This window comes from Mycetocola sp. 2940, assembly GCF_040548835.1.
Taxonomy (GTDB): domain Bacteria; phylum Actinomycetota; class Actinomycetes; order Actinomycetales; family Microbacteriaceae; genus Mycetocola_A.
In genome coordinates, this window is the sequence record NZ_JBEPSK010000005.1 from 113,559 (window position 1) to 125,604 (window position 12,046).

Below are 12,046 nucleotides of genomic sequence, written 5' to 3' on the forward strand. Positions count from 1 at the left end.
CGCTGAAAAGGCCCTGTTGTCCCTCCTGGGGCGGCAGGGCCTTTTACGCGTGCGCGTCAGACCTTACGGAGCAGGACCTGGCTGACGGTGTGGTCAGACGCCTTCCGGAGCACGAGCTTCGCCCGCGCGCGGGTGGGCCTGATGTTCTCGAGCAGGTTCGGTTCGTTGACCTCGCGCCAGTAGAACCGGGCTTTCTCCCGCGCCTCTTCTTCGGTGAGCGAGGCGTAGACGTTGAAGAACGAGTTCGGGTTCGTGAACGCGCCGCGCTGGAGCGCCATGAACCGTTCCTCGTACCAGGTGGCGATGTCGGAGACCCGCGCGTCGACGTACACGCTGAAGTCGAACAGGTCGCTGACGGTGAGCCGGTTGCCGTTCCCCGCCGGCTGCAGCACGTTGAGTCCCTCGACGATGAGCACGTCCGGGCGGCGCACGACGACCTGGGCGTCCGGGATGATGTCGTACTTGAGGTGCGAATAGAACGGCGCCCGAACCTCGCGCGCTCCGCTCTTGACGGCGCTGACGAAACGGAGGAGGGCGCGCCGGTCGTACGACTCCGGGAACCCCTTCCGCGCCATGATGCCGCGGCGTTCGAGCTCCGCATTGGGGTACAGGAAGCCGTCGGTGGTGATCAGCTCCACCCGGGGCGTGTCGGGCCAGCGCGACATCAGCTCGCGCAGGAGCCGCGCGACCGTCGACTTGCCGACGGCGACGGAACCGGCCACACCGATGACGAACGGGGTCCGTTCGGTCTTCTCGCCGAGGAACGCGCTCGTCGACTCGTGGAGCCGCTTCGCGTTGGCGACGTACAGGCTCAGCAGCCGGCTGAGCGGCAGGTACACCTCCGCGACCTCATCGAGGTCGAGCCGGTCCCCGAGCCCCCTCAGCTGGAAGATCTCAGCGTCGGTCAGCGGGGACTCGGTGGTCGGGGCGAGTCTCGCCCAGTCCGAACGGTCGATTTCGACGAAAGGGGTCGACTGGGCGTTCGAGGCTGAGCCGTGCGAAGGGTCCGACATAGGCTCCCAGTCTATTGCCGGTATCGTTGAGCCCATGTGTGGAATCGTCGGTTACGTTGGCAGCAACGACAGCATCAATGTCCTTCTCAGTGGCCTGGGCCGACTGGAGTACCGCGGGTACGACTCCGCGGGCGTCGCCGTGATCGACGAGACGGGAGCAATCCGCACGCGAAAGCGGGCGGGAAAGCTCGCCGTCCTCGCCGGTGACGTCAAGAACAGCGCCATGCAGGTGAGCCACACCGGCATCGGACACACCCGCTGGGCGACCCATGGCGCCCCGACCGACCAGAACGCTCACCCGCACCTCGGTGACGACGGCAAGCTCGCCCTCATCCACAACGGGATCATCGAGAACTTCGCGCCGCTCAAGAAGGAACTGCTCGCCGACGGCTTCAGCTTCATCAGCGAAACCGACTCCGAAGTCGCCGCCGTGCTCCTCGGCCGCGAGTACCGCAAGACCAAGGACCTCCGCGAGGCGTTCCAGAACGTCGTCGCCCAGCTCGAGGGTGCGTTCACCCTGCTGGCCGTCCACGAGGAAGAGCCAGGGCTCGTCGTCGGCGCCCGCCGCAACTCGCCGCTCGTCATCGGCCTCGGCGAGGGCGAGAACTTCCTCGCCTCCGACGTCGCCGCCTTCGTCGAATACACCCAGAGCGCCCTCGCCATCGGCCAGGACCAGATCGTCTCGATCACCCCGGACAAGGTCGAGGTCACCGACTTCTTCGGCGACAGCGTCGAGGTCGAACCGTTCGAGATCCAGTGGGACGCGTCAGCCGCCGAGAAGGGTGGCTGGTCCAGCTTCATGGCCAAGGAGATCGACGAAGAGCCGGATGCCGTCGCCAACACCCTGCGCGGCCGCATCGACGAAGACGGGCAGGTGGTCATCCCGGAACTGAACGGGCTCGACGAACTGTTCACCGACATCAACCGGATCGTCGTCATCGCCTGCGGAACCGCCGCATACGCCGGCCAGGTCGGCAAGTACGCGCTCGAGAAGTGGGCAGGCATCCCGGTCGACGTGGAACTCAGCCACGAATTCCGCTACCGCGAACCCGTCATCACCCCGCAGACGCTCGTCGTCTCGATCAGCCAGTCCGGTGAGACCATGGACACGCTCATGGCCGTGAAGTACGCCAGCGAGGCCGGAGCGAAGACACTCTCGATCTGCAACACGCAGGGCGCGACGATTCCCCGCGAGTCGGACGCCGTCGTCTACACCCACGCAGGCCCCGAGGTCGCCGTCGCCTCGACCAAGGCGTTCGTCGCGCAGATCACCGCCCTCTACCTGTTCGCCCTGCACCTCGCCCGGGTGCGCGGCAGCCAGTCGTCGGAGGTCCTGGCCGAGCAGTCGGCCGAACTTCAGGCCATCCCGGCGAAGATCCGCACGATCCTCGGCGAACAGGATGTCATCGTCCAGCTCGCACGCTGGATGAGCGACTCACGCGCCGTGCTGTTCCTCGGCCGCCACGTCGGGTTCCCGATCGCCCTCGAGGGGGCGCTCAAGCTCAAGGAACTCGCCTACATCCACGCTGAAGGCTTCGCCGCCGGCGAGCTCAAGCACGGCCCGATCGCCCTGATCGAGCCCGGCCAGCCCGTCTTCGTCGTCGTTCCCAGCCCGCGGGCATCCGCGACGATCCACTCCAAGGTCGTGTCGAACATCCAGGAGATCCGCGCCCGCGGAGCCAAGGTCATCGCGATTGCCGAAGAGGGCGACGCCTCGGTGCTGCCGTTCACCGATGTCGTCATCCGGATTCCGCTGGCGGCCCCGCTGTTCGAGCCGCTCCTCGCCGTCATCCCGATGCAGATCTTCGCCATGGAACTGGCCAGCGCCAAGGGCCTCGACGTCGACCAGCCGCGCAACCTGGCCAAGTCCGTCACCGTCGAATAAGCAGCAGGGCCGTCGAGGCCGGAGGGGAACAGAGTGATCGTCGGTATCGGCGTCGACCTGGTCGACCTGGCGCGGTTCGAACGCGCCGTCGACAGGACGCCGCGGTTGCGCGATCGCCTGTTCGCCGCCAACGAGCTGGACAAGCCGCTTCGTTCCCTCGCGGGCCGTTTCGCCGCCAAGGAAGCACTCATCAAGGCGCTCGGCAGCTCTGACGGCGTGCACTGGCTTGAGATCACGGTGACCAACGACGCGCAGGGGGACCCGCGCTTCGAGCTGTCGGGGGAGACGGCGGCGGTCGTCGCCGGTCGCGGCATCACGTCGCTTCACCTCTCGATGAGCCACGACGCCGGCGCGGCCGTCGCCTTCGTCATCGCCGAGCGGGCAGATCCCCGGCCGGCCCCTTCAGGAACAGGCGACGCATGACCGGGTTTCGCGAGGCAGTGATCGACCTCGACGCGGTGACCGCGAACATCCGGTCGCTCCGTCAGGTCATCGGCACGCCCCATCTCGTCGCCGTGGTCAAGGCGGACGGTTACGGTCACGGCGCCGTCCCGGTCGCACGCGCTGCGCTCGCCGGCGGGGCCGACTGGCTGGGGACGGCGGACATCCCGGAGGCGCTCGCCCTGCGTGCCGCCGGGATCGATGCGCCGCTGCTCTGCTGGCTGCATCCGCACGGAGCGGACTTTGCCGCCGCCATCAGGGCCGGCATCGACCTCGGGGTGTCGTCGGCCGCCCAGCTCGACGAAATCGCGGATGCCGCGGGAAGCGGCGTCGCGCAGGTCCACCTAAAACTCGACACCGGTCTCAGCCGCAACGGCATCGCCGAAGCCGAGTGGGAGCCCGTGTTCCAGCGAGCGCGCGACCTGGAGCTGTCCGGTGTCCTGCGGGTGCGCGGCATCTTCTCCCACCTGTCCAACACGTCAGCCGCCGACGACCGTGCCGCGCTGGCTGTGTTCACGCGCGGGCTCGCCCTGGCACGCCGCGCCGGGCTGAGCCCCGACCTCGTGCACCTCGCCGCGACGGCGGCTGCGATCGACCTTCCCGAGACACGGTTCAACACCGTGAGAATCGGCATCGGCATGTACGGTCTGTCACCGTTCGACGACCGCAGCTCGGCGGACCTGGGACTGAGGCCCGTGATGACCCTGCGCGGGAGGATCGCCGCGGTCCGTCGCGTCCCCGCCGGACGGGGTGTCTCCTACAGCTACACCTACCGCACCACCGACGAATCGACGCTTGCCCTCGTCCCGCTGGGGTACGCGGACGGCGTGCCCCGCCAGGCGTCTGGCAGCGGCCAGGTTTCGATCGCCGGGAACCGGTTTCGCGTCGCCGGGCGCGTCGCGATGGACCAGTTCGTCGTCGATGTGGGCGACGCCGAGGTCGCCGTGGGCGATGACGTCATCCTGTTCGGCGACCCTGAGGCCGGGGTGCCGAGCGCGTCGGAATGGGCGACAGCCGCCGGGACGATCAACTACGACATCGTGACCCGGGTCGGTGCACGGGTGACACGACGGTACTCCGCATGATCGAGCTGGACTCGGAAAGCATTGTCAGCACCACCGGCGAGATGCACGCGTTCGGGGTGCGGCTCGGGCGCTCACTCGCTGCGGGCGACCTTCTCGTGCTCACCGGACCCCTCGGCGCAGGCAAGACCACGCTGGCCCGGGGCATCGGTGAGGGGCTCGGCGTGCGCGGCCCGGTGACGAGCCCGACGTTCGTGCTCGCGCGGACCCACCCGAGCCTTGTCGGGGGTCCTCCGCTGGTGCACGTCGACGCGTACCGGCTCAGCGAGCCGATCGAGCTCGACGACCTCGACATCGACTTCGCCGGGAGCGTCGTCCTCGTCGAGTGGGGCCGGGGGCTCATCCACGCCGTCGCATCCCGCTGGGTGGACATCGAGATCGAACGCCCGACCGGGGCGGCCGACACCGGGGACGACGCCGATCCCGGAGACGAGCCCCGTCGCATCCGGATCACCCGGCATCACGCCACCCCCGCCTGACGAGCGTCGCGAACGCGTAGGCTGGACGCGTGCTTCTCGCCATCGACTCCTCCACCGGCACTTCGGTCGCCGTCGTGGACCGCGACGGCGGAATCCTGGCCGAGAACGCCCTCACCGACACCATGCGGCACGCCGAAGTCGTCGGCGCGCTTCTCCGCGACACCCTCGCCGAGGCCGGCGTCCGTGCGGCCGACCTCTCGGCCGTCGCCTGCGGCATGGGACCGGGGCCGTTCACCGGCCTCCGGATCGGCATCGCCGCCGCGCGCGCGTTCGCGTTCGGGGCCGGCAAGCCGATCGTGCCCCTCGTCAGCCACGACGCCGTCGCTTTCGCCTGGTATTCGGCGGGCAACAGTGGCGACCTCCTCGTCGCCACCGACGCGCGGCGCGGCGAACTCTACTGGTCGACCTACGCCGGAGCGACCGCGGCCGGGTTGCCTGTGCGCGCCTCCGGCCCCGGGCTGGCGACGCCCGGGGAGGTGCCGTCCGGCGGCATCCGGCTCGATGCGGTCTCGGTCTCGGCCGGCTCGCTCGGCATGCTCGCCGAACTCACCTGGGCGGCCGGCGCCGACTTCGCCGCCGATGAACCGCTGTACCTCCGGTCTCCCGACGTCACCCTGTCTTCACGCAAGCGGGTGACCGCATGACCTGGAAGCTGCGCCGGGCATCCGTCGCCGACCTCCACCACATCATGGAGATCGAGCGGTCCGTGTTCGTCACCGACGCCTGGTCGGAGCCCACCATGCGGGCCGAACTGGAATCGGACAACACGGTCTATGTCGTGGCGACCGCGCTCGGCGCCCCGGATGTCGTCCAGGGCTACGCCGGACTGATGGTCCCCCCGGGAGCGACCGAAGCGGACGTGCAGACGATCGCGGTCGCCCCCGACGTGCGCAGGATGGGTCTCGGCCGTGCGCTCATGCACGCCCTTCTCAGGGAGGCACGGTCCGCGGGAGTCCGCGACGTGTTCCTCGAGGTTCGCGCCGACAACACCGGCGCGCAGGCCCTCTACGACGACCTCGGCTTCGTCGGCATCGGCGTGCGCCCCGGCTACTACCAGCCGGACGACGTCGACGCGATCGTGATGAAACTCGAACTGACCCGCCCGGCGACGGCTGTCGGTGCCTCGTGAGCGGTCGGACCCTGAACCGGGACGCGCCGCTCGTCCTCGGGATCGAAACGTCGTGCGATGAGACCGGCATCGGGATCGTGCGCGGGCGGCACCTGCTGAGCAACACCATCGCGTCCTCGATGGAGGAACACGCCCGCTACGGCGGCGTCGTGCCGGAGGTGGCCGCGCGGGCTCACCTCGAGGAGCTCGTGCCCGCCCTGACCGCAGCGGTCGCCGAGGCAGGCATCACCCTCGACGACCTCGACGCGATCGCCGTGACATCCGGCCCCGGGCTCTCTGGCGCGCTCATGGTCGGGGTCGGTGCGGCCAAAGCCCTCGCTGTGGCACTCGACAAACCGATCTACGCGGTGAACCACCTCGTCGGTCACGTCGGTGCAGACATCCTCGACGAGTCGGGAACGCCGTTCGACTACCCGACCATCGCCCTGCTCGTGTCGGGCGGGCACACCTCCCTGCTTCTCGTCCACGACCTGGTGAGCGACGTCGAACTTCTCGGCGAGACCATCGACGATGCGGCGGGGGAGGCCTTCGACAAAGTCGCGCGCCTCCTCGGCCTGCCCTATCCCGGCGGCCCGGAGATCGACAGGCTCGCCGCCCTCGGGGACCCGAAGGCGATTCGTTTTCCGCGCGGACTCACCCTGCCCAAGGACATGGCGAAGCACCGCTACAACTTCTCCTTTTCGGGGCTCAAGACGGCCGTTGCCCGCTGGGTCGAGAAGCAGCAGGACCTCGGTATCGAGGTTCCAGTCGCGGATGTCGCGGCCAGCTTCCGCGAGGCGGTCGCTGACGTGCTCCTCTCCAAGGCGATCGCAGCCTGCGTCGATCACGACGTGCCGCGGCTCCTCCTCGGCGGCGGTGTCGTCGCCAACGCCCGGGTGCGCGAACTGGCCATCGAGCGGGCGGCCGCGGCGGGCGTCGCCCTTCGCATCCCGCCGTTGTCGCTGTGCACCGACAACGGTGCGATGATCGCCGAGCTCGGGGCCCAGCTGATCATGGCCGGGCACGCGCCGTCGACCCTCGACTTCCCGGCCGACTCGACGCTGCCGGTGACCCAGATCCAGGTGCGCTGAGCCCGACGGCGCGTCGATGCATTCGATCGGTCCCGGAGGGTCCTTCCTCGCCCGGGGAACGCCCTTTGTGGACCGATCGATCGGGTGGGCGACCCTTTGGGCCCGATCGACCGGGTGCGGGCGGGGCCCCGGCGCCCTCGAGTTGACGCGCTCGCGGGGCATCGATGCCCTCGAGTTGACGCACATCGCTCTTCGCGGCGAGGTCGGGCAGCAGAGTGTGGCCATTCGATACGGTTCACAGCAGATTGTGGCGATTCGACGCCGGCGGTGCGGTCGCGACGTTGGCGCCCTCGAGTTGACGCACATCGCTCTTCGCGGCGAGGCGGGGCTGCAGAGTGTGGCCATTCGATGCTGTTCACAGCAGTTTGTGGCGATTCGACGCCGGCGGTGCGGTCACGACGTTGGCGCCTTCGAGCTGACGCACAACGCTCTTCGCGGCGAGGTGGGGCAGCAGAGTGTGGCCATTCGATGCGGTTCACAGCAGTTCGTGGCGATTCAGGTCCCGGTGGCGTTCCAGCTCGCGCGCGACCCATCGCGGTATGGTGGCATTCTGGATGCCGGTGCCCGCCTTCCAGGCACCCACCGACCTCGTGCTTCGGCGACAGGAGAAGAGCTTTGTCAGACCCACAGCCTCCCGAGAACCTGCCTGCGCGGCCTCCGCTTCCTGAGCGGGCGACGCCTCCGGGTGAGCAGCAGCCGGGGTCTGAGGCAGAGGCACCGCTCAAGCGCCCGCGGGGGGCACGTCCGCAGCCCGCCCCGCCCGTTGCGCCCGGCGGAGCGCCACAGGTACCGTCCGACGATAGCGCCCAGACGGCGGCACCCGCTCCGGCATACCAGGGAGTGCAGGCACCGCCGCCGAACCCTTTCGGGCAGCCCGTCACTCCGGCCCGGCACGCCCCGACGCCGAGCGGCCCCTCGTACGCTTCGCCGGAGCAGCCGTACGGGTTCGCACCCCCCAGCGCCCCCGGGTTCGGCGCACCGGTTCTTCCCGCTCCGACAGGTTATGGCGTATCAGCGCCCACCCTGCCGGGTTCCGGGCAGCCGCCGTACGGGCAGCCGCCGCACGGACAGCAGGCGCCGGCGCCCCAGTATGGTCAGGCTCCGCAACAGTACGGACAGCAGGCACCCCCAGCGCAGCAGTACCTCCAGCCCGGCTACGACTCGCCCGCCTACCCGCCGGGCGCCCCGGTCCAGCCATACGGGGCACCGCTGCCCGCGCAGCCGGCGAAACCGAAGGGGCCGGCCTCACGGCGCGCCACCACGGGCCTCGTCCTCGGCGTTCTCGGGGTGATCGGTGGCATCTTCTTCGGTTGGACCCTGTTGTTGTCCGTCGCCGCCGTTATCCTCGGTTTCCTCGCCCGGTCCAGGGAGCCGCACGCACGCGGCATCGCACTCGGTGCGATCGTCACCGGCGTCGTCGGGTTGTTGCTGTCGCTCGGCTGGCTGACCTACAGCATCCTCACCTGGCTGGCGCTGACGGCGTCATAGCGAAAGGATCCTCCCGTGAACCCCGCCGTGCTCTTCACCGCAGCGACGACCAGCTACCTGGCCAACTGCGCCCTCGGTGTGGCGGTGGCCACCGGCGCCCTGAGGACCGGTCGTGCGCACTGGGTGCACCACGCCCTGTACATTTCGACGGCCAGTCTCGCCGGCGTCGCAGCGAGTTCGCTGCTGTGGAGCCGCAACCGTGCGGGCCTCCTGCTTCTGCCGGCCGCGGTTCCTCTCGTTCTCATCCCCGCGATCAGTTCGCACTCACGCAGGCACATCGTCACGGCGCTCGCCGCAGCGCCGTTCTTCGTGGCGAGCCTCTACAAGGCCTGGAGGTAACAGCATGGAGTTTCTCGACGTCGTACGCCGGAGGAAGACAACGAACGGGCCGTTCCTGCCTGACCCGGTCAGCGAGGATCACCAGCGACTCCTGATGGAGCTTGCCGGCCGAGCGCCGTCGCAACTCAACAGCCAGCCCTGGCGGTTCGTGATCGTCGAGGACCGCCCGACGATCGAACAGATCGCGACGATCAGCGGCGACAGCATGACCGAGGCGATGTCGAACGGCACGTTCTTCGAACGGTACAAGCCCTACTTCCGGTTCAGCGCCGAAGAGATGGCGACGAGGCGGGACGGGATGCTGTTCGACAAGCTCCCGGCGGCGCTTCGGCCGTTCACGAGCCAGGTCTTCACGGCTCGCGGCCAGAAACTGATGAACACGATGCGCGTGCCCCAGAAGCTCGGCGAGGAGAACCGCAAGCTCGTCGCGGGTTCGCCGATGCTCCTCGGGGTCATGCTGGACCGGTCGGAGTACCGGCCGGGGGAGCTGTCGTCGTTCTACTCGGTGTTCAGCATGGGTGCGGCGATGGAGAACGTGTGGCTGGCCACCGTCGAGCTGGGAATGGGCATCCAGTTCGTGTCGTTCCCGATGGAGGTCCCGGGCAACTGGGCGAAGATCGAGTCCCTCCTGCAGGTACCCGACGACCTGGAGCTCATGGCCGTCTACCGCCTCGGCTACCTGCCCCAGGAGCAGCGGCGTCCGGCCATCGACTGGTCGAGCCACGAACGCAAGCTCCCGTCGCAGTACGTCTTCCGGGGGACATGCGCAACGCCCCAGACCGGATGGGATTCTCCCGCGAAAGCGGTCGACCCGGTCTGAGGCGTTGCGGGTGCCCTAGCGCCCGGTGGCGTCGGCTTCCCGGTCGACCGAACCGCGCCAGGCGCCGGTCTCGAAACCGTTCGACTCGATGAGTTCCTTGAACTTCTTCAGGTCGTGGCCGATCTGGATGTCGTCGACCTGGAGCAGGGCGCCAGCCTTCTCGACGAGGCCCTGCGGCGTCCAGTCGAGCTGCAGCGAGATGCGGGTCTCGGCGTCGCTGAGGCGGTGGAAGGTGACGACTCCGGCGTGGTCCTCGCCGCTGGTGCTCTTCCAAGCGATCCGCTCATCAGGGTGCTGCTCGGTGATCTCCGCATCGAACTCACGGGTGACGCCGGCGATCGAGACCTTCCAGTGCGTCGAGGTGTCCGTCTTCTGCACGACCTCGTCCACTCCGCTGAGGAACTGCGGGAACGATTCGAATTGGGTCCACTGGTTGTACACGGTGGAAATGGGGACGGAAACGTCGATATCCGATTTGACAGTTGCCATGGGGCATCCTTCTCTCTTCTCGGTGGATACCTCAGGACACCATGCCGTCCGATCCACTGTCGAGGGGGTTGCGAGCGGCCCCCACACCGTGCCAAGCGACGGATGCGACGGCTACAGGCGTTCGCAGAGAAGCGCGGCATGCCTCCCGGCCACGCGGGTGAGGATCAGTGTGGCGCTGTTCGGGCCTTTGAGGTTCATCCGCGTGCGGAACGCGGCAGGATCGATGTCGGCGCCCCGCTTCTTCACCTCGAGCGTGCCGATCCCGCGCGTCTTCAGCTCGCGCTTGAGGGTGCGCTCATCGAGTGGAAAACGCTCGAGAACCCGGAACCCGCTCGCGAACGGGCTCGTCCCGGCGCTGTCCCCGGTCAGGTAGGCGATCCCGTCGCTCAGCATCCCGGCGCCCAGCGAGCGTGCGACGTCGCCGATCAGGCGGGCCCGGATGACGGCGCCGTCGGGCTCCCAGAGATACTCGCCCAGGGGCGCGACGTCGACATCCTCACTGTCAGCCCCCGCGTGCAGTTCGTGGCTGCCGTCTGAGTCGAGGACAAGGGCAGAACGGCGGATGCCGTCGCGTGCGAGACTCCCGAACCACAGCCCGAGTTCCACCACCTGGCCGTCGACGCTGACCCATTGGGCCTCCGCGTCGTTCGGGATCAGGGCCCGGTCGAACCCGGGGCCCAGCTTCACTCCGGTCGGCCGGTCGGCGGCGGCCGTGAACACGAAGTCCAGGGACGGGGTGTAATCGGACGGCTGGGTGAGGCGTGCGGTGTTCGAATGACCGGCGGTGCGCCGTGCCGGATCGAAGTAGAGCGCGTCGAAGCGGTCGAGGTCGACGTCTTCGGCCGACGCGTGCTCGACCCGGGCGGATGCGAACGGGGCGAGGTTGTAGCTGGCCACCGTCGCGGTCACCTCATCGACGTCGACGGCGGTCACCTCCAGATCGAGGCCGGCGAAAGCGATGGCATCCCCGCCGATTCCGCAGCCGAGGTCCGCGACCCGCGACAACCCAGCGGCCTCGAACCGGCCGGCGTGCAGCGAAGCGACCCGGAGGCGCGTGGCTTGCTCCAGCCCCGCCTCCGTGAAGAGCATCCGTGCCGCGAACTCTCCGAACTTCGCCTTCGCCTTAAGGCGCAACCGGGCCTGGGTGAGCACGGTGGCCACGAGGGAGGGGGAGTGGCCGGCTGCCCGCAACCGCGACACCGCGGAAACGACGTCGCCGGCGGCATCCGCCTTCGCCACCTCGTCGAGCAATGTCAGGCCTTCCGGCGTCAGCAACTCGACAAGCTCGGCTCTTTCCATCCCGCAAACCTACCAAGCGGATCCGGTGAACTTACGCCCCCGGTTGGCACTCACGTTGCGAGAGTGCCAGCGGATCCCTAGACTGGCGTTAGCACTCTCGATGTGAGGGTGCTAACTCATAGTCTTAGTTTCAGAAAGAGGTCAACCGTGTCGGTCTCCATCAAGCCGCTCGAAGATCGCATCGTCATCAAGCAGGTCGATGCCGAGCAGACAACTGCTTCCGGTCTTGTCATCCCTGACACCGCCAAGGAGAAGCCCCAGGAGGGCATCGTCGAAGCAGTAGGCCCCGGCCGCATCGACGACAACGGCAACCGCGTCCCGCTCGACGTTGCCGTCGGCGACAAGGTCATCTACTCCAAGTACGGCGGAACCGAAGTGAAGTTCGACGGCCAGGACTACCTGGTCCTCTCGGCCCGCGACGTGCTCGCCGTGGTGGTTCGCTAGTACCGCACCGCTCTCTAAACGAATCCCGGATGGCTCCAGCCATCCGGGATTTCGTCTGTTAACGACCG

The 12,046-nt window shown here is 68.5% G+C and carries 14 protein-coding genes; 11 read left to right on the forward strand and 3 right to left on the reverse strand.

What is annotated here, in order from left to right; genetic code table 11:
• Positions 1-56: 56 nt before the first annotated feature.
• Positions 57-1,013: a type I pantothenate kinase gene (coaA, locus tag ABIE24_RS09630; RefSeq protein ID WP_354499086.1), complete on the reverse strand. Its 957-nt coding sequence runs from the start codon at positions 1,011-1,013 to the stop codon at positions 57-59.
• A gap of 34 nt (positions 1,014-1,047) precedes the next feature.
• On the opposite strand from coaA, the gene glmS reads away from it, so the two are divergent.
• From glmS to ABIE24_RS09680, 10 genes are all read left to right on the forward strand, one after another.
• Positions 1,048-2,898: a glutamine--fructose-6-phosphate transaminase (isomerizing) gene (gene glmS / locus ABIE24_RS09635; RefSeq protein WP_354499088.1), complete on the forward strand. Its 1,851-nt coding sequence runs from the start codon at positions 1,048-1,050 to the stop codon at positions 2,896-2,898.
• Between the two features lie 33 nt (positions 2,899-2,931).
• Positions 2,932-3,321 (forward strand): holo-ACP synthase, encoded by a 390-nt coding sequence (locus tag ABIE24_RS09640; protein WP_354499089.1) that lies wholly within the window; start codon positions 2,932-2,934, stop codon positions 3,319-3,321.
• Positions 3,318-4,424, forward strand: a complete 1,107-nt coding sequence (alr, locus tag ABIE24_RS09645; protein ID WP_354499091.1) for an alanine racemase — start codon at positions 3,318-3,320, stop codon at positions 4,422-4,424. Before ABIE24_RS09640 ends, alr begins: the two co-directional genes overlap by 4 nt.
• Positions 4,421-4,900, forward strand: coding sequence for a tRNA (adenosine(37)-N6)-threonylcarbamoyltransferase complex ATPase subunit type 1 TsaE (gene tsaE, locus ABIE24_RS09650; protein ID WP_354499093.1), 480 nt, complete (start codon positions 4,421-4,423; stop codon positions 4,898-4,900). The genes alr and tsaE overlap by 4 nt, the downstream gene beginning before the upstream one ends.
• Positions 4,901-4,929: 29 nt before the next feature.
• Positions 4,930-5,544: a tRNA (adenosine(37)-N6)-threonylcarbamoyltransferase complex dimerization subunit type 1 TsaB gene (tsaB, locus tag ABIE24_RS09655; RefSeq protein ID WP_354499095.1), complete on the forward strand. Its 615-nt coding sequence runs from the start codon at positions 4,930-4,932 to the stop codon at positions 5,542-5,544.
• Positions 5,541-6,029, forward strand: coding sequence for a ribosomal protein S18-alanine N-acetyltransferase (rimI, locus tag ABIE24_RS09660; protein ID WP_354499097.1), 489 nt, complete (start codon positions 5,541-5,543; stop codon positions 6,027-6,029). Before tsaB ends, rimI begins: the two co-directional genes overlap by 4 nt.
• Complete coding sequence (tsaD, locus tag ABIE24_RS09665; protein WP_354499099.1) at positions 6,026-7,099, forward strand: tRNA (adenosine(37)-N6)-threonylcarbamoyltransferase complex transferase subunit TsaD; 1,074 nt, start codon at positions 6,026-6,028, stop codon at positions 7,097-7,099. The genes rimI and tsaD overlap by 4 nt, the downstream gene beginning before the upstream one ends.
• Positions 7,100-7,714: 615 nt before the next feature.
• Positions 7,715-8,587 carry a DUF4190 domain-containing protein gene (locus tag ABIE24_RS09670; RefSeq protein ID WP_354499101.1) on the forward strand — a complete coding sequence of 291 codons (873 nt, stop codon included), beginning with the start codon at positions 7,715-7,717 and terminating at the stop codon, positions 8,585-8,587.
• Between the two features lie 15 nt (positions 8,588-8,602).
• Positions 8,603-8,926 (forward strand): hypothetical protein, encoded by a 324-nt coding sequence (locus ABIE24_RS09675; RefSeq protein ID WP_354499103.1) that lies wholly within the window; start codon positions 8,603-8,605, stop codon positions 8,924-8,926.
• 4 nt (positions 8,927-8,930) lie between these two features.
• On the forward strand, positions 8,931-9,746 hold the full coding sequence (locus tag ABIE24_RS09680) for a nitroreductase family protein (protein ID WP_354499104.1): 816 nt from the start codon (positions 8,931-8,933) through the stop codon (positions 9,744-9,746).
• Positions 9,747-9,761: 15 nt separating this feature from the next.
• On the opposite strand, the gene ABIE24_RS09685 is transcribed toward ABIE24_RS09680, so the two are convergent.
• Positions 9,762-10,235: an SRPBCC family protein gene (locus ABIE24_RS09685; protein WP_354499106.1), complete on the reverse strand. Its 474-nt coding sequence runs from the start codon at positions 10,233-10,235 to the stop codon at positions 9,762-9,764.
• Positions 10,236-10,346: 111 nt separating this feature from the next.
• Positions 10,347-11,534 carry a class I SAM-dependent methyltransferase gene (locus tag ABIE24_RS09690; RefSeq protein ID WP_354499108.1) on the reverse strand — a complete coding sequence of 396 codons (1,188 nt, stop codon included), beginning with the start codon at positions 11,532-11,534 and terminating at the stop codon, positions 10,347-10,349.
• Positions 11,535-11,681: 147 nt separating this feature from the next.
• On the opposite strand from ABIE24_RS09690, the gene groES reads away from it, so the two are divergent.
• Entirely contained in the window at positions 11,682-11,978 is a 297-nt protein-coding gene (groES, locus tag ABIE24_RS09695; RefSeq protein WP_354499110.1) for a co-chaperone GroES, read from the forward strand.
• The last annotated feature ends 68 nt before the right edge of the window (positions 11,979-12,046 follow it).